We start from the raw sequence: 16,698 nt of genomic DNA on the forward strand, positions 1-16,698 counted from the left end.
CGTCTGCACCTGTCCCGCCGCGAACGGGACCCGCAGCAGCTTGCCGTCCAGCCGGACGTCGGTGCGCTGGACGTACCTGTCGCTGCCGCTGGTCGTCGAGGTGGACCACCGGGTGACCAGCCCGGTGGGCAGGGTGCCGAACCTGGTGAGGTCGAAGGTGATCGTCTGCGCCGAGGTCGCGGTGTTGACGCCGACGAGCACGAGCCTGCGGGCGGCGGAGTCGTAGGCCGCGGCGGCGTTCCCGGTGGAGGCGGAGATCACCTGCATGCCCGGACGGATGTGGCGGGTGAACTGCGCGAGCACGTACAGCTTGTTCTGCACGGCACCCGCCCGCAGCGTGCTCGGGTCGTAGGCGATCAACGCCCACTCCGGGGTCGGGTCCATCACCTGCCAGTAGCACCACGCCGTCGGGTGCAGCCAGCGCCAGTCCAGGCACAGGTTGCTCGCCATCGACAGACCGGTGCCGTCCTTGTCACCGTACTCGGAGTTCCACAGCACCTTTCCGGCCGAGCGGGCATCGGTGTACAGGAGGTCGCGGCGGCCGCCGGAGCCCTGGTAGCCGTGGACGTTGATCTGGTTCACGACGGACTTCGTGGTGGCGTCGAAGGAACTCCACGTGCTGCGGGCCACGTCGTAGCTGGTCTCGTCGGACGCGGAGATGCGCGTTCCGGACAGGCCGCGGTTGTTCAGCTCCTCGCGCAGGTGCTGCAGGACGGTCCGTTGCAGCGACGGGTCGAAGTGGCAGCCCTCCTGCTTGCCGGTCGCCGACCAGTAGTCCGACGCGGGCTCGTTGAACGGGTCCACCGTGCGGAACGTGACGCCGAAGCGGTCGCGGAACTGCCGGGTGACCTCGGCCAGGTAGGAGGCGTGGGTGCGGTAGTTCCACGACTGGAGGTTGTTGCTGTTCGCGTTGGCGGCGCCGGAAGGGTTGTGGTTGATGCACATCCACCACGCGGGCGAGTTGGAGAACAGTTCTGTGATCGCGCCACGGGCGACGGCTTTGACGACGGCCGCCCGTTGCTTCGCGTCGGCGCCCCACTGCCACGAGGCCGGGTCGGTGTTGCGCCAGTCCTGCCAGAAGGTCTCGATCTGCTTGAACCGCGGGATGTTCGGTGAGGCGACCATGCTCTCGCCGTTCACGCTGTTCCAGCTGCACGCGCCGAGGTTGTAGCGGGCGATGTTCATGCCCAGCCCCGGCAGCGCGGTTCCGTTGTAGGTCACGGACTTCGTGGTGAACCACAGGTCCGCGAAGTCGTCGCGGTCACCGAACACGTTGGCCCACCAGGCGAGGGACGTGCCCCAGCCTTCCCACGTGCCGTAGCTCGTGCTGGGGTCGATCGCGATGGTCTGGTCGGCACTGGCGTTGGTGCCCACCGCCGTCGCTGCGACGGCGGCGGCTGCACCGGACAACACTGTCCTGCGGGTGACCACGGCTCCTCCTAGGGATTGGGCAGGGTGATCCTCGTGTCGAGCCCGTCGCTCCACCGCAGCACGACCTCGTCGCCGTGCGGCAGGAAGAGCGGGTTGGTGAAGGCGCCGCAGCCCCGGTCCAGGCGCACGGCGGCGGCAAGCACCTCACCGCGGGGCACGGGCCCGGCGGTGGTGAGCCGGGGGACCGCGACGAACTTGCCCAGCGGCGACGACCCGGACTCGGTGTCGACGCCGGCCAGGTCGAACCCGCGCAGGGCGCACAGCGAAGAACGCAGGCGCGCACCGGTCACCACGATCTCGGGCCCTGTCAGGGACTCCGCGTGCGGCCGCAGGTCGGCCGCGACCGGCCAGCCCGACAGCCGCAGCCGCGCGTCCGTGTCGCCGTCGACCCGCACGATGCGGATCTCCACGCCGTCGCGCACGACGGAGACCACGAGCACCGGTGGCCCTTCGACGATCTCACCGCTGCGGCCGGAACCGTGGTCGGGTGAGTCGTCCGCGCTGGTGTCGACCCAGCGCACGGGCCCGCGCGACGCACCGGCCACCACACCACCGGGCAGTTCCTCGACGAACAACGTCCGGAACCCGGCGCGGTGGCTGGCGGCGCCTTCGGGGTCGACCAGCGCCACCGAGTTGTCGGTCGCGCACGGCATCGTCGCCGTGGAATAGCCCAGCTTCGCGTACAGGGGGGAGTCCGCCCGCTGGTCTCCCGGCAACGCGTGGTCCGTGCCGTGGTTGACCGTCGTGACGATGCCGTCGCAACGCCTCGCCGACACCAGCCACCCCGGCGCCGTGATCACGCGGGTGAAGTCGTGCGTCTCCACCGGCAGCGGCTGTTCCACGTCCGTCCACACGGGATGGTCGGCGGGCAGTGCGAGACCGAGCACGCCCTTGGAGGCCCAGTAGGGTGAGCCAGGACCGGAGTAGGCCTGGCGCAGCGCTGGCCAGGAACCGTGCCAGCCGAGGCGCAGCAGGCCGTCCGGTTCGAGCGCGCCGTGGTCGACGAAGTACCGCAGCACCCCCGACGCCGCGCGCCGCACCAGCCCGGGCTCCGCCACACCCGTGATCGCGCCGACCCAGAACGGCGCCGCGGCCGCGAACCGGTAGGTCAGGCTGCGGCCCTGCATGAGCGGTGCCCCGTCGGCACCGAGCAGCGCGGCCGCGTCCTCCAGGTACCGGGCGAGGTCGTCGGACCAGGTCTGGCGGGTCTCCTGCGAGCACAGCGAATCCGGGACGTCGAACAGGTGCGTCCACAGCGACGGGTACAGGTGCAGCGCCCAGCCCGTGTAATGGTCGAACGCGCGCTCTTCGCCGTCGCTGAGCCACCCGCCCTCACGACGGAACGACGCGTGCAGCGCCAGGTCGTGCTCGACGTCCTCCACCGACCACTCGCCACCGGCTTCGCGCAGGAACGACTCGACGACGATCCGGAACCACACCCAGTTGATCGGCGGGTACGGCTGACCGACCACGGTGCCGAGCCAGCCGAGGACGCGGTCGCGCACGCCGTCGTCGAGGTGGTCCCACAGCCACGGCTTGGTCATCTGCAGGACGAGCGCGATCGACGCGGCCTCGACCTTGGCCTGCCCCAGCTGGTCCGGCCGCGGCCAGGCCTCCGGCGAGTGCGGGTCGGTGCCGGCGGCGAGACCCCAGGCGTACCGCTCCAGCAGTTTCGGATCGCCACCACCCGCGACCCGGAACCCGGCCAGCAGGAACGTGCGCGCGAACCCTTCGAGGCCGTCGGAGATCGGGCCGTAGCGGCTGGGCTCGCCGGGGAGGTCGATGCGCGCGCACCTCGGGGACCAGTACGGGTTGACGGAGTCGAGCACGTGGTCGGCGGTGGCCTCCCAGTGCTGGCGGGTCCAGCCCGTGTGAGGGGAGAGGAAGCGGTTCTCGGGAGGAAGGATCATGCCTGCACCGTCAACCCGTGCCTCGTCACCGGCTCCAACGGCGGCTGCCCGCTCACGTACCGCTCCAGCTCGTCGAGTGCCGCCGCGGCCATCAACCTCGTCTCCGATCCCAGCGACCCGGCCACGTGCGGCGTGATCACCACGTTCGGCAGGTCGTACAGCCGGGACCACGCGGGCAACGGTTCGGGGTCGGTCACGTCCAGCACGGCGTGCACGCGTCCGTGCGCACAGGCCTCCTCCAGCGCGGCAGTGTCCACAAGGGACCCTCGCGCGGTGTTGACCAAAGTGGCGTGCTCGGGCAGCGCGGCCAGTTCCGCCGCTCCGATCAGGTGGTGCGTCTCCGGCAGCGCGGGGGCGTGCAGGCTCAGCACGTCGGCCTGGGGGAGTGCCTCGGCCAGGGACACGAGCTCGGCGCCCGCCGCCCGCACCAGCGCGGGGTCCACCACCGGGTCGACCACGAGCAACCGGCCGAGCTGCAGCCGCCGCAGCAGCTCCACGACCCGGCGGCCCACCCGCGAGAACCCGACCAGCACGATCGTGCGGCCCAGGCCCGAGAGCTCGCCGCGCCGTTCGCGGTAGCCCCAGTCCTCGCGGTAGCGGCGGGCGTCGGCCGCCAGGAAGGGCACCTTCTTGAACGCCCACAGGATCGCCGCGACGGTGTACTGCGCCACGGGTTCGGCGTTGACGTGCGCGGCGGTCGTGACGAGGACGTCGCGGTCGAACACCGCGTCACCGACGTGCGACCGGACGCTGCCCGCCGCGTGCAGGGCGGCACGCAACCGGGGTGCCGCCGCCAGCACATCGGCGTCCAGAGGCGGACACCCCCACGAGGTGATCAGCACCTCCACCGACTCCAGGCGGCGGCGGACCGCGGCAGACGAGAAGTCCTGCGCCACCAGGGGATTGCCGACGCGGGCCAACCTCCCCAGTCGTTCCAGCTCACGCGGGCCGAACTGGAGATCGGCGACGTCCTGGCTCATCGCGAGGAGGACCTCGGGACGGTTCACTTCACGCTCCCCGCCGCGAGACCCTTGCGCCACTGCCGGTTCAGCACCAGGAACGCCACCACCAGCGGCAGCACCGCGAGCAGCGACCCGGTGATCACCAGCGGCGTGTACTGCGGGAACTGGTTCTGCCGCGTGCTCCACTGGAAGAGGCCGAGGCTGACGGGGAAGAGCTTCGGATCGGTCAGCAGCACCAGCGGCAGGAAGAAGTTGTTCCAGATCCCGATGAACTGGAACAGCAGCACGGTCACCACACCCGGTCGCATCATCGGCAGCGCCACGGTGAAGAACGTGCGGAGCTGGCCCGCCCCGTCGACCCGCGCGGCCTCCAGCACCTCGTCCGGCACCGACGCGTCGGCGTAGACCCTGGCGAGGTAGACGCCGAACGGGTTGGTGAGCAACGGGATGAACACCGCCCAGAACGTGTCCACGACCCGGAGTTCCGACGCGAGCAGGTACATCGGCAGCGCCAGCACGGTCGTCGGCACGAGCACACCGGTGAGCGTCAGCGCGAACAACAGCTTTCGGCCGGGAAAGCTTGTCTTGGCGATGGCGTACCCGCACGCGGCGCAGATCAGCGCGCCCAGCACGGCTCCACCGCCCGCGTACAGCACGGAGTTGAGCAGCCATTGCCAGAAGATGCCGTTCTCCTGGGCGAACAACGCCTTCACGTTGGCCCACAGGTTCCACTCGCCGAACGAGAACGCGCCGGTGGTGGAGAAGTCGCCCAGCGACTTGGTCGACGACGTGACCAGCCACACCAGCGGCAGCAGGCTGTACAGCGCCGCCACCACGAGGATCACGTGCACCGCCGGAACGGACACCCAGCGGGACTTGTTGTCCACGACGCTCACCGCGACGACCTCCGAGTCGAGAAGCGCATGACGACGGCGGAGAGCACCGCGCAGATCACCGCGAGCAGCACCGACGCCGCCGCGGCGCGCCCGTTGTCACCGGCCACGAACGCGGCCTCGTACACGTACATGCTGGGCGTCCAGGTGCTGGTCACCGTGCCGGTGAAGCCCCTGAGCACCATGGGTTCGGTGAACAGCTGCAACGACCCGATGACGGTGAACACCACCGCCACGAAGATCGTCGGCCGGATCACCGGGATCTTGATCGACCACGCGGTGCGCAACCCGCCTGCGCCGTCCGCCCGTGCGGCCTCCACGATCTCCTTCGGCACGGCCTGCAACGCCGTGTAGAAGATGATCATGTTGTAGCCGACCCACTGCCACGTCGCGATGTTCGCGATCGACGGCAGCACCGCGGTGTCGCTCAACGGATCGACGCCGAGCAGGTTCTTGATCGGGCCGATCGTCGGGCTGTAGAGGTACGCCCAGATCAGACCGCCGATGACCACCGGCACCGCGTACGGCACGAACACCGCCAGCGACCACATCCGCCGCAGCCGCACGACGGCGGAGTCCAGCAGGAGAGCCAGGACCAGCGCCCCGATCAGCATGCTCGGGATGTGCACCAACGCGAACAGCGCGACGTTGCCCAGGCCCGCGTGGAACGCCTTGTCCGCGACGACCGAGACGTAGTTGCCGAGCCACACGAACACGTGCTCGGGCCCGGAGAAACCCAGGCCGCTCAGGCGTTCCGTGAACAGGCTCAGGTACAGCGCGTACAGCACAGGAACCAGCACCGTGCCCACGAGCAGCACCAGGAACGGGATGGCAAGCACCAGTCCCGCGAAGTCCTTCCTGCGGGTCCGCACGGCCGGCTCCGCGGACCGTTCTTCCAGCACAGGTGTGCGTTCGGGCGCGAGAACGCTCATGCCGATTTCCCTTCCCGCACCGAAAGTCCCTTGGCACGCATGTCGGCCACGGCGCTCTGCTGGATCTTCTTCAGCGCGTCGGGCAACGTCGTTCCGCCACCGCGGACCGGTCCGAACGAGTCGGAGATCGTCGAGAACAGCCGCAGCGCGTTGGGTCCCCACGTCCAGTCCGGCACGCGCTTCGCCGCCTCGTCGAGGACGTCGTAGACCGGATCGCCGATGAAGTAACCGCCCTTGTAGGCCTGCCGTGCGATGGCCCGGTTCGGCAAGTGCGCGGGGAACGGCGTGGTGAAGGTGCTGCCGATCTTCGGCACGTCCGGGTTCGTGCTGAGCCAGCGCAGGAACGTCATCGCGGCCTCGGGGACCTCGCTCTCCGCGGAGATCCCGAACGCCGTGCCGCCCTGCACTCCGTTGGAGGGCTTGCCGTTCCACGTTGGCATGGTCGCCACGGCCCAGCGGCCGGTGTCCTTCGGGATGGACCGGCCCAGGGTGCCGACGCTCCAGGACGCGCCGAGCAGGCCCCAGAGCTTGCCGTCGTGCATCCCGGCGATCCAGTCCTGCGTGCCGTGCACGACACCGGCGACGAGGTTCTCCGAGATCATCGACTGCCAGAACGAGCCGGTGCGCAGCGTTCCCTCACCGGCGATGTCGACGGCCCACGTGTCGCCCTGCGCCGTCCACCACGGATCGCCCGCCTGCCACGACATGCCGGCGAAGAACGAGCCGTCGTTGAGCGGGAACGAGCAGATGCGCGCCTGCGGGTCGACCTGCTTGACCGCCGCTGCCGCCGCGCGGAACTCGTCCCACGTGCGCGGCAACGCGATGCCGTGCTGGTCGAAGAGGTCCTTGCGGTAGTAGAAGACCATCGGCGCGAGGTCCATCGGCACGCCCCACGTCCTGCCGTCGGGCCGGACCCCGCGCCACGCGGCGGGGGAGTACTGGCTCTCCAGGTCGGCCATGTCCGCGGTGAGGTCGCGCAGGCCGCCGGTGAGCAGGATCTGCGGCAGACCCTGGTACTCGACGTGCAGGACGTCCGGCGCGTTGTGCGCCCTGATCGCGTTGGTCTGCTGGGCGTACCCGCCGGACAGGCCGGCCGCGATCACCCGCAGCTCCACGAAGACGTCTCTTTGCGCGCCGTTGAACGCGGCGACGTACTTGTCCATGCCGGTGAGCCACGACCAGATGGTGACCTTGGTGGCGCCGGGCGGTGCGGCGGTCGCCGAGCAGCCGCCGGCGAGACCTGCCGCGCCCAGAGCGGCGGTGGCGCGCAGGAAACCGCGGCGTGAGAGACCGCGGGCCCGCAGCGCTGGGGAAAGCTCCATTGCTGACCCTCCTGCTGGAGTGATGGAGGACACCTCAACGCGTGGCACACTCACCGGTCAACGAAACGATCAGAAACGCTCGGGAACGATCAGAAGCGAAGACATGACCCAGAAGTTGGCTGCTCAGCGCCATGAGCTGATCCTGCGAGCCGTCCGGACGCAGGGCACCGTCCGATTGCCGGAGCTGGTGGAGCTGCTCGGCGTCTCCGCGGTGACGGTGCGCCGGGACGTGACGGCGCTCGCCGACCGCGGCCTGGTGGTGCGCGTGCACGGTGGGATCACCATGCCCCGGCACGCCGAACCGTCGCCGCGCGGACCGCAGTCCGTGGTCGGTCCCGCCGCCACGCACCCGCTGGTCGGCATGGTCGCGCCGTCGGTCGAGTACTACTGGCCGGCGGTGATCCAGGGCGTGCAGACCGCGGTGGCAGCGGCGGGCGGGCGGCTGGTGCTGCGGGCGTCGAGCTACGACGCCGCGGAGGACCGCCGCAAGGTGTCCGAGCTGCTCGACCGCGGCGTGCAGACCCTGCTCGTCGCACCGAGCACGACCGGCAGGGCGGGCGTCGAACTGCTCCGCTGGCTGGGCGCGCAGTCCGTTCCGGTCGTGCTGGTGGAACGACTCCCACCGCCGGAGCTGCCGACGATCGCGCTGGACGCCGCCGTGACCGATCACGCGATCGGCGCGGGGCTCGCGGTGCGGCACCTGGCGACGCTCGGCCACCGCCGCATCAGTCTGGTCACGTCACGGGAGAGTCCGCACAGCGACGCGATCCGCGCGGGCTGGACGACGGCCGTGTCGTCGCTGGAGCTGCCGTTCCACGGGGTTCCGGTGCTGGACGTGCCGCCGTACGGCTCTCCACAGTGGACTCGAGCGGTCGACGAGGTGATCGACGAGTGCCTGGCCGCCTCCGTGCACGCCGTGCTGGTGCACGCCGACCGCGAGGCGATTGGTCTGCTCGAACGAGCGCGGGAGCGGGGCGTGCGGGTGCCGGACGACCTCGCCGTGGTGTCGTACGACGACGAGGTGGCCGCGGCGTCAGATCCGCCGCTGACGGCCGTGCGCCCGCAGAAGCACCGGTTGGGCGCCTTGGCCGCCCAACTCGCGCTGGCCCGGCTCGCCGATCCGCTGGACCGCCCGGTGCACCGGGTCGTGCTGTGGCCGACGCTGACGGTGCGCGAGTCGTGCGGAAGTTATTCCCGGACCGCGTGAGGCGACGATTACGTTGTGCACGATTTAATCGCGCAATACCTTTGTGGCATCCACCCCGGAACGCCAGGAGGAAAGCCATGAAGCGTCCAGTCCTCGAGCCCGCCGCCGCCGAGTTCGCCGCCGCCACCGCACAGCCGCCGTTCCTGTTCGAGATCGCCCCGGAGGAGGGTCGCAAGGCCGTCGACGAGGTCCAGTCGGGCGAGATCGAGAAGCCCGCGATCGACGAGCAGTGGATCGAGCTCGACGGCTTCAAGGTCCGCGTGGTGAAGCCCGCCGGCACCACCGGCGTGCTCCCCGTGATCCTCTACGTCCACGGCGCCGGCTGGGTCTTCGGCAACGCCCACACCCACGACCGCCTGGTCCGTGAGCTCGCCACGAAGGCGGGCGCCGCCGTCGTCTTCCCGGACTACTCGCTCTCGCCGGAGGCCCGCTACCCGGTCGCGATCAACCAGAACTACGCCGCCGCGCGGTGGATCCTGAGCAACGGCGCTGACTACGGCCTCGACGCCTCGCGCATCGCCGTCGCCGGCGACTCGGTCGGTGGCAACATGGCCGCGGCGCTCACGTTGCAGGCCAAGGAACGCGGAGACGTCCAGCTCAAGGCCCAGGTGCTCTTCTACCCGGTGACCGACGCGAACTTCGACACGGACTCGTACCTGCAGTTCGCCGAGGGCTACTTCCTGCGCCGTGACGGCATGCAGTGGTTCTGGGACCAGTACACGACGAACCCGGCCGAGCGTGCCGAGATCACCGCGTCCCCGTTGCGCGCCACGAAGGAGCAGCTCGCGGGTCTGCCGCAGGCGCTGGTGATCACCGCGGAGGCCGACGTGCTGCGCGACGAGGGCGAGGCCTACGCCGACAAGCTGCGCGAGGCGGGCGTGCCCGTCACCGCCGTCCGGTACGCGGGCGCGATCCACGACTTCGTGATGCTGAACGCGTTGCGCGGTACGCACGCCGCCGAGGCCGCGATCAACCAGGCCTCCGACTTCCTCCGTCGCGCTCTCGCCTGATGAAGATGATTATCATGTCCGCATGAGGCGTACACCTGTCACCGTGCTGTCCGGTTTTCTCGGCGCGGGGAAGACCACGTTGCTCAACCACGTGCTCGCGAACCGGGAGGGGCGGCGGGTGGCGGTGATCGTCAACGACATGAGTGAGATCAACATCGATGCCGCCCTGGTCGCAGGCCAGGGCAGTCTCGACCGCACCGAGGAACGACTCGTCGAGCTGACCAACGGCTGCATCTGCTGCACGTTGCGGGAGGACCTGCTCGACAGCGTCGGGGAACTGGCGCGGTCCGGCCGGTTCGACACGATCCTGATCGAGTCGACGGGCATCTCGGAGCCGATGCCGGTGGCCGCCACCTTCGACTGGACGTTCGAGGACGGCACGAGCCTGTCGGACCACGCCCAGCTGGACACGATGGTGACCGTCGTGGACGCGGCGGGCTTCCTGCGCGAGCTGACGACCGGCGACCAGCTCGCCGACCGCGACCTGGCCGCCGCCGAGGGGGACGAGCGCACGATCTCCGACCTGCTCGTCGACCAGGTCGAGTTCGCCGACCTGCTGGTGGTCAACAAGACCGACCTGGTCACGGCTGACGAGCTTGCGACTCTCGACGCGGTGCTGCGCAGGCTGAACCCCGCCGCCCGCCTGCTGCACACCCGCCGCGGCGTCGTCGACCTGAGCGAGGTCCTCGACACCGGCCGCTACGACCCGATCACCGCGGCGCAGGCCCCCGGCTGGGCCCAGGAACTGGCGGGTGGGCACACCCCGGAGACCGAGGAGTACGGCATCCGGTCGGTTGCCTTCCGCGCCGCACGGCCGTTCCACCCGGCCCGGCTGGTGGCGGCACTGTCCGACTGGGACGGTGTGTTGCGCAGCAAGGGTTTCTGCCACATCGCCACGCGACCCGACGTGCTGGCCGTGTGGTCGCAGGCGGGCCCGAACCTCACGCTGGAGCCGGGGCAGCTGCTGGACTCCCCACAGGCGCGGCAGGAGCTCGTCTTCATCGGCGTCGGCCTGGACCTCGACGAGCCGCGCCGCCGTCTGGAACCGGCGCTGCTGACCGACGAGGAGCTCGCGGCCGGCGTGGAGTTCTGGCGCACGCTGGAGGACCCGCTGCCGGAGTGGGACCTCGCTGACCTGCACGAGCACGCCTGACGACCGGCCGTCGACCGCACGCGGACCGTCCACATCGGAGCCCAGAGTTGAAATGACAATCATGTTCATTTAGGCTGCGGTCATGGGAACCGAGGTCGTACTGGTAGCGGGGTTCGCGGCTCACGACGTGGCCGACGAGATCTGGCGCGTGACGTCGGAGTCGGTGCTGGTCCGCCACGACCTGAGCGGGCTGGCCGAAGGTGTCGTGCGGCGCTGGGTCGACGGCGTGCTGACGGTGCTGGAACTCGCGCACGGCTGCGTGTCGTGCACCCTGCGGCTCGACCTGATCCCGTTGCTGGAGCAGCTGGACCGCAAGGTGATCGTGCACCTGGACCCCGTGCTCGAACCGGAGGCCGTGTGCTTCGCCCTGAGCGAGACCGACGTCCACGTCGAGGCCGTCGTCACCGTCGTCGACCACGCCACGTGGCTGGCCGACGCGACGGGTGACGCGACGCTCGCCGAACGGGGCAGGGCCGCGGCCGACGGTGACGAGCGGACCGTCTCCCAGGTCGTGGTGGGGCAGGCCGAGTTCGCCGACGCGCTTGTCGTCACCGGCACCGATCCCGTGCTGGACGCCGTGCTCGACCGGCTCAACCCGCTTGCGCCGCGGCAGGACCTGGCCGCGCTCGACGTGCCCGCGCTGTTCGCCGCCATCCCGGACGGCGCCCGGCGCGGAGGGTTCGACGACGGCTTCGGATCGCTGTTGCACGGGCAGCCGCCGTTCACGGAAGAACACGGCGTGCAGGTCGTCCGCTTCCGGGAGCGGCGGCCGTTCCACCCGATGCGCCTGCACCACGCCATGGACGTCCTGCTCGACGGCGTGGTGCGGACTCGTGGCCGGGTGTGGGTGGTCAGTCAGCCGGACGAGGCGCTGTGGCTCGAGTCCGCGGGCGGCTCGCTGCGGGTCGGCAACCTCGGGCCGTGGCCGGGCGACAGGGTGCAGGAGGTCGTGGTGATCACGGCCTCCGCTTCGCCCGAGGCGATCACGGCCGCGCTGATGGACGCGGTGGTGACCGACGAGGAGCTCGCCCTCGCGGACGAGCTCGAGTTCGCAGACCCGTTCACGGACTGGCGCGAGGAGCTGGAAGAACTGTGAAGGGTTCTAACCGACGCGTTGGGTCTTCACGACGGTGAACGGCGTGCCCTGCTGGCAGGTCGTCATCGCACCGGGATCGGGCTTCCCCGTCACCTCCACCTGCGCGCCCGCCACGGCGATCGCCGGGTCGGCGCCGAGCAGCAGGTACTGGGTCGAGCCGGTGTCGAGCAGCACGCACCCCGGCTCCACACCCGTCGACACGGTTCCCCGCACAGTCATGACGTCCAGCGCCCGCGACGGGCTCGTGGAGAGCAGCGTCGGAGAGGGGATGCTCGGCGTCGACGTGTCACTGGTGGGAGTGCTCGACGCGGGCAGCTGTGGCGGCGGTACCTGACCCGCGCACGCAGCCAACGTCGTAACCAATGTCAGGCACAACAGCACGGCCGCTGACCCGCGCATCTCGCGTCACCTCCGATGAACCACGGCGACCGGGCACGGCGCGTGGTGGAGCACAGCGTGGCTCACTGAACCCAGGATCGCACGCTTCACCGCGCCGCGGCCGTGACTTCCGACCGCGATGAGCGCAGCGCCGTCGGCCGCCTGGAGCAACGCGCGCGCGGGAGCGTCGAACGCGACCTCCTGCGCCACGTGCACCTCGGGGTGACGGGCGATGTGCGACGCCAGCTGTTCGTCGAGCAGCTTCGCGAGGTCCACGCGGACGTGGTCGACGTCCTGCTCGGGCAGCTCGGCCCAGCCGACGTCGTTGAACGCGTGGATCGCCAGCAGCTCACGGCCGTGCCTCGCGGCGAACGCGAAGGCGAACGCGATCGCGTCCGTCGAGGTCTCGGAACCGTCGACGCCGACCACGACCCGCCCGTCCACGGGCCCGGACCGCGTTACGACGACGGGACGTCCGCCGGTCGACACCAGTTCGGCCGCGGTGGAACCGAGGAACATCTCCGCGATGCCGGTCCGGCCGGACGAACCGAGGACGAGCAGGTCGCCGGGCTCGCCGGCGAGCACCTCGGCGGGGCGGCCGAGCTGCACGCGGGTGGACACCTCGAGGTCCGGCCAGGTCCGCCGGATCTCGGCCGCGAGCTCGGCGAGGTGGTCCTCGGCGGCGCGTGACATCGTCTCCTCGGTGACGAACTCCGGCACCGGCGCGGACATCGGCGCGAAAATGGGCTCGGGCAGTGGAGCGCGGACCGCCTGCACGACCTGGAGAGCACAACCGCACCGGGAAGCTTCCTCGGCGCCCCAGAGAGCGGCACGCCTCGCGAGGTCCGAACCGTCGAAACCGACCACGACCGCGGACATGTGACACCACCTCCGGCCAGGGAATACCCGGCCGGAGGTGGTTCCAAAAGTGATCTAGTTGCCACGATCTCACGTGGATGAACGGCGCTTTTGTCCACCTCAGGTGGACAAAAGCGCCGTTCATCCACGTCGGGACCTGGGCCGGCGAGCCCAGAGGTTTCGGACAGGCCTTCTGGCCAGGTGCTCAGTTGATGACGAACTGCGAACCCGGCTCGACGGTGATGTCACCGTCCCGCGAGTTCGTGATCGTCACGTTCGTCAGCCTCGCCGAACCGCGAGCCTGAGCCATCGCCAGGATGCCCGACCCGTTGTTCGACCTGTCGATCCGCACGTTGGTGATCGCGACGTCCGGCATACCGCTGCCGCCACCCTTGAACTGGATGCCGTCGAACGTGGAGTCGAGGATCTCCGTGTCCCGGATGACGACACCGGGGATCGGCAGGTTCTGCGAGAACAGCGTGATGGCGCCGAACTCCTGCGCCTCACCCCAGAACGCGCCACCCGTGCGGTACAGCGCGTTGTTGGCGAGCAACGTCGTGCCCGAGAACGGCAGCGGGTCGTGGTCGGTCGCCAGCATGATGCCGGGGTAGTTCGCCGTGTCGGAGATGATGTTGTTCTCCGCGCGGTTGTTCGCACCTCCGTAGATGGCGATTCCGTTGGCACGCCACGGCAACGCGATCGTGTTGTTGAGGAACGCGTTGTTCTTGCCCACGTCCGCGGTCTGGTCCTTCACGTACTTCGACGCCCACACCGCCAGCGCGTCGTCGCCCGTGGTGCGGAACGACGAGTTGAACACCGTGGAGTTGCTGGTGCCGTTGGTGAAGTTGATGCCGTCGGCGTAGGTGTCGCGGATGCGCATGCCGTTGAACTGCAGGCCGTCGCCGGGGTTCCAGCGGTCGGGCAGGTTGCCGTAGTCGCGGCCGACCCACACGCCGACGTTGGCGTGCTCGATCCACACGTTGGTGATCTTCGTGTTCTTGCCGAACCGCCCGTTGAGGCCGACCCCGCCCTCGGCGTTGCCGTCACCGCCGCGGATCCGGCCGGAGCCGAAGATCGCGATGTCGGAGATCTGCGTGTTGTCGTCGATGTCGAACCCGAAGTTGCCCTCGTGCGGGTGGTTGATCGTGTTCGCGTCCTGTGGCTGGGTCAGCGAGAACAGCTGCGAGTGCCACATGCCGGCGCCGCGGACCGTGACGTTGCGGATGCCGACCTGGTTGTAGCCACCGCTGTTGAACACGGTCAGGATCTTCTTCTCCTGCCGGAACCTGCCCTCCGGGATCCACACGCACGGGATCTCGCCGTTCTGGTCGGCGGTCACCGCCCGCTGGATCGCGTCCGCGTCGTCGGTCTGGTCGTTCGGCGTGGCGCCGTACTGCGTGATGGACGCGCACTCGGCGGGCTTCTGCGCGGCGGGTGCGACCTGCTCCAGGTCGATCAGGTCGATGACGTAGAACTGCGCGCTGTCACCCGCGTCGCGCTGGAGCTTGAAGCGGGTGCCCGCCGGGTAGCTGTTGGCCAGCAACGACGACGTCTCGTCGAACAACCTGCGGGCGTCGCCACCCGGCCGGTTCGTGAGGCACTCCGGGTCGTCGCACGAGCCGTAGAGCCAGCTGTGGCGCGAGGACAGCGTCAGCTTCTGCACGAACTGGTCGTTGGCGTACAGGCTGATCGTCGCCTCCTGGCCGCCGCCACCGGCCGCGTCCGGGATCGAGTTGCGGACCACGATCGAGTTCGTGCTGACCGTCGAGGTGATCTCGACGAACTGGCCCTGCGCGTCTAGCCGCACCGACCTGCGGCCGCTCGACTCGCTGCCGAAGTTCGTGTGCCCGAACGTGCGCTTCGCGTCGGCCTCCAGCAGCTGTCCCTGGTAGCGGCCTGCTTCGGCCTCGTAGCTGGTGAACGGCACCGACGCGCCGCGTCCGACCACAATGGACCTGGTGGCGGTGTTGTTGTTCTCGTTGGTCTCCGCGACCTGACCGGTGGCGTCGGCGGTCGCGGTCGCCGTGGCGCCGCCGTTCGTGGCGGTCCACGAACCGACGTTGACGGTGACGGTCTGGCCGGCGTTGATGGCGCCGGTGTTGGCGTTCAGCGTGCTGCTGCCGACGACCACGCGCGTGACCGACGCGCCCGCTGCCGCAGTGCCGCGGTTGTTGACCTGCACCGCGAACGTCACCTGCTGGCCCGCCGCCGGTGACGAAGGGTTCGGCGTGATGCCGGTGATCTGCAGGTCCGGGCCGGGTGCCGCGCCGACGACCAGAGGGGAGCCGGAGGTGAAGGTGTTGTTGCCCTCGTTGCTCTCCGCGACCTGGTTGGCCGGGTCCGCGGTGGCGGCGGCCGCGTAGGACCCGGCACCCCGCCGGCCGGCGTCGACGGTGACGGCGGCCGTGGCTCCGGGAGCGAGCCCGCCGACCTGCGCGGTGCCCGCGACGGTGCCGCCGAGCGTGACGTTGACCGTCGTCGCACCCGACACCACTGTGCCGCCGTTGCGCACGGTGGCGGTGAACCTGATCGCGTCCGCCTCGGTCGGGCTCGACGGCGTCCACGTCAGGTTCGTGACGGTCAGATCGGGAGCGGGTGCGGAAGCGCCGAAGACCTGGAACTCGGCGACCTGGCCGCCGGGCGCGCCGGTGTTCGAGTAGAAGTGCAGCCGCACGTCGGAGGCCCTGCCCGTGACCGGGATCGTGACGGTGTTGCCGCTCGCCGGGTCGAACCGGTGGTCCGCGCGTGCCTTCAGGGTCGCGAACGCCGTGGCGCTCGACTCCCGGCCCAGCACCTCGAAGTTCTGCGTGCGCGCGCCCCAGATCGGGTCCGGGTTGAGCTTCACGACGACCGAGGTGAGGTCCGCGTTGGCACCGAGCTTCGCGGTCAGGTGACCGGGGAAGCCGTTCGACTCCCAGTACGTGCCGGTGTTGCCGTCGACGGCGTTGGCCGCCACGAAGTCGTGCACGTGCCCGGACTCCTCGACCGGCTTGCCCTGGGCGAGGTTGTCGCCCGGCGGCGGGTCGACGGGACCGGACTCGCCGTGCACCTCGAACTCGCTGAGCTGACCCGCGGGCCAGCCGGTGTTCGCGGTGATCGTGACGCGGACGTACCGGACGCTGGTCGCCGCGAAGTCCAGCGTCACCGTGTTGTTCGAGGCGGGTGAGAACACCCTGCCGCTCGACCCGGAGAGGTCGCTGAACTGCGAGCCGTTCTGACTTCCTTGCACGGCAAGCGTTTGCGTGCGCTGCTCCCAGTTCGAGGGCAGCCGCAGCACGACCTTGCTGACGTCTCGCGCGGCGCCCAGGTCGGCCTGGATCCACTGCGGGAACACGTTGTTCGTGCTCTCCCAGTAGCTGCCCTGGTTGCCGTCACCGGCGTTGCCCGCGCCGTACGGGCCGTTGGTGCTCGACGCGGTCAGGTTCGCGGACAGCCTGACGACCGCTGCTCCTGCCGCGGGTGTCAGTCCGAAGATCATCAGTGCGGTTGCGAGCGCAGCGCTCACCGCACGCCTCAACAGCGTGTTCTTCATCGAATTTTCCTTCA

At 69.9% G+C, this 16,698-nt stretch carries 13 protein-coding genes; 4 read left to right on the plus strand and 9 right to left on the minus strand.

Going from position 1 to position 16,698, the window contains the following annotated elements:
* The 6 genes from ACFOWZ_RS29555 to ACFOWZ_RS29580 form a co-directional block, all read right to left on the minus strand.
* The coding region (locus ACFOWZ_RS29555) for a hypothetical protein (RefSeq protein ID WP_382377173.1) at positions 1–1,431 on the minus strand (1,431 nt) is incomplete at its 3' end.
* Between the two features lie 8 nt (positions 1,432–1,439).
* Positions 1,440–3,341, minus strand: coding sequence for a DUF2264 domain-containing protein (locus ACFOWZ_RS29560; protein ID WP_382377174.1), 1,902 nt, complete (start codon positions 3,339–3,341; stop codon positions 1,440–1,442).
* Complete coding sequence (locus ACFOWZ_RS29565) at positions 3,338–4,348, minus strand: hydroxyacid dehydrogenase (protein WP_382377175.1); 1,011 nt, start codon at positions 4,346–4,348, stop codon at positions 3,338–3,340. Before ACFOWZ_RS29565 ends, ACFOWZ_RS29560 begins: the two co-directional genes overlap by 4 nt.
* Positions 4,345–5,154, minus strand: coding sequence for a carbohydrate ABC transporter permease (locus ACFOWZ_RS29570; RefSeq protein WP_382377251.1), 810 nt, complete (start codon positions 5,152–5,154; stop codon positions 4,345–4,347). Before ACFOWZ_RS29570 ends, ACFOWZ_RS29565 begins: the two co-directional genes overlap by 4 nt.
* A 41-nt stretch (positions 5,155–5,195) precedes the next feature.
* Positions 5,196–6,128 (minus strand): carbohydrate ABC transporter permease, encoded by a 933-nt coding sequence (locus ACFOWZ_RS29575; protein ID WP_382377176.1) that lies wholly within the window; start codon positions 6,126–6,128, stop codon positions 5,196–5,198.
* Complete coding sequence (locus tag ACFOWZ_RS29580; RefSeq protein ID WP_382377177.1) at positions 6,125–7,450, minus strand: ABC transporter substrate-binding protein; 1,326 nt, start codon at positions 7,448–7,450, stop codon at positions 6,125–6,127. Before ACFOWZ_RS29580 ends, ACFOWZ_RS29575 begins: the two co-directional genes overlap by 4 nt.
* 103 nt (positions 7,451–7,553) lie before the next feature.
* Between ACFOWZ_RS29580 and ACFOWZ_RS29585 the strand changes: the two genes are divergently transcribed.
* The 4 genes from ACFOWZ_RS29585 (at position 7,554) to ACFOWZ_RS29600 (ending at position 11,916) form a co-directional block, all read left to right on the plus strand.
* A complete protein-coding gene (locus ACFOWZ_RS29585; RefSeq protein WP_382377178.1) occupies positions 7,554–8,657 on the plus strand; it encodes a substrate-binding domain-containing protein in 1,104 nt (367 codons plus the stop codon).
* A 77-nt stretch (positions 8,658–8,734) separates the two neighbouring features.
* Positions 8,735–9,667, plus strand: coding sequence for an alpha/beta hydrolase (locus ACFOWZ_RS29590; protein ID WP_382377180.1), 933 nt, complete (start codon positions 8,735–8,737; stop codon positions 9,665–9,667).
* A 22-nt stretch (positions 9,668–9,689) separates the two neighbouring features.
* On the plus strand, positions 9,690–10,820 hold the full coding sequence (locus ACFOWZ_RS29595; protein WP_382377181.1) for a GTP-binding protein: 1,131 nt from the start codon (positions 9,690–9,692) through the stop codon (positions 10,818–10,820).
* 82 nt (positions 10,821–10,902) lie between these two features.
* Positions 10,903–11,916, plus strand: coding sequence for a CobW family GTP-binding protein (locus ACFOWZ_RS29600; RefSeq protein WP_382377182.1), 1,014 nt, complete (start codon positions 10,903–10,905; stop codon positions 11,914–11,916).
* A gap of 6 nt (positions 11,917–11,922) precedes the next feature.
* On the opposite strand, the gene ACFOWZ_RS29605 is transcribed toward ACFOWZ_RS29600, so the two are convergent.
* From ACFOWZ_RS29605 to ACFOWZ_RS29615, 3 genes are all read right to left on the minus strand, one after another.
* Complete coding sequence (locus ACFOWZ_RS29605; protein WP_382377183.1) at positions 11,923–12,315, minus strand: hypothetical protein; 393 nt, start codon at positions 12,313–12,315, stop codon at positions 11,923–11,925.
* A 6-nt stretch (positions 12,316–12,321) separates the two neighbouring features.
* Positions 12,322–13,173: a universal stress protein gene (locus ACFOWZ_RS29610; protein WP_382377184.1), complete on the minus strand. Its 852-nt coding sequence runs from the start codon at positions 13,171–13,173 to the stop codon at positions 12,322–12,324.
* Positions 13,174–13,357: 184 nt separating this feature from the next.
* Positions 13,358–16,684, minus strand: coding sequence for a CARDB domain-containing protein (locus ACFOWZ_RS29615; RefSeq protein WP_382377185.1), 3,327 nt, complete (start codon positions 16,682–16,684; stop codon positions 13,358–13,360).
* Positions 16,685–16,698 lie beyond the last annotated feature (14 nt).

Origin of the sequence: Lentzea rhizosphaerae, from assembly GCF_042649515.1 — a bacterium.
In the GTDB taxonomy this organism is placed as follows: domain Bacteria; phylum Actinomycetota; class Actinomycetes; order Mycobacteriales; family Pseudonocardiaceae; genus Lentzea; species Lentzea aerocolonigenes.

Coding starts and splice junctions, on each gene's coding strand:
- ACFOWZ_RS29560 (WP_382377174.1), bottom strand. CDS start 3,341: ATGATCCTTCCTCCCGAGAACCGCTTCCTCTCCCCTCACACGGGCTGG.
- ACFOWZ_RS29575 (WP_382377176.1), bottom strand. CDS start 6,128: ATGAGCGTTCTCGCGCCCGAACGCACACCTGTGCTGGAAGAACGGTCC.
- ACFOWZ_RS29580 (WP_382377177.1), bottom strand. CDS start 7,450: ATGGAGCTTTCCCCAGCGCTGCGGGCCCGCGGTCTCTCACGCCGCGGT.
- ACFOWZ_RS29585 (WP_382377178.1), top strand. CDS start 7,554: ATGACCCAGAAGTTGGCTGCTCAGCGCCATGAGCTGATCCTGCGAGCC.
- ACFOWZ_RS29590 (WP_382377180.1), top strand. CDS start 8,735: ATGAAGCGTCCAGTCCTCGAGCCCGCCGCCGCCGAGTTCGCCGCCGCC.
- ACFOWZ_RS29595 (WP_382377181.1), top strand. CDS start 9,690: ATGAGGCGTACACCTGTCACCGTGCTGTCCGGTTTTCTCGGCGCGGGG.
- ACFOWZ_RS29600 (WP_382377182.1), top strand. CDS start 10,903: ATGGGAACCGAGGTCGTACTGGTAGCGGGGTTCGCGGCTCACGACGTG.
- ACFOWZ_RS29605 (WP_382377183.1), bottom strand. CDS start 12,315: ATGCGCGGGTCAGCGGCCGTGCTGTTGTGCCTGACATTGGTTACGACG.
- ACFOWZ_RS29610 (WP_382377184.1), bottom strand. CDS start 13,173: ATGTCCGCGGTCGTGGTCGGTTTCGACGGTTCGGACCTCGCGAGGCGT.
- ACFOWZ_RS29615 (WP_382377185.1), bottom strand. CDS start 16,684: ATGAAGAACACGCTGTTGAGGCGTGCGGTGAGCGCTGCGCTCGCAACC.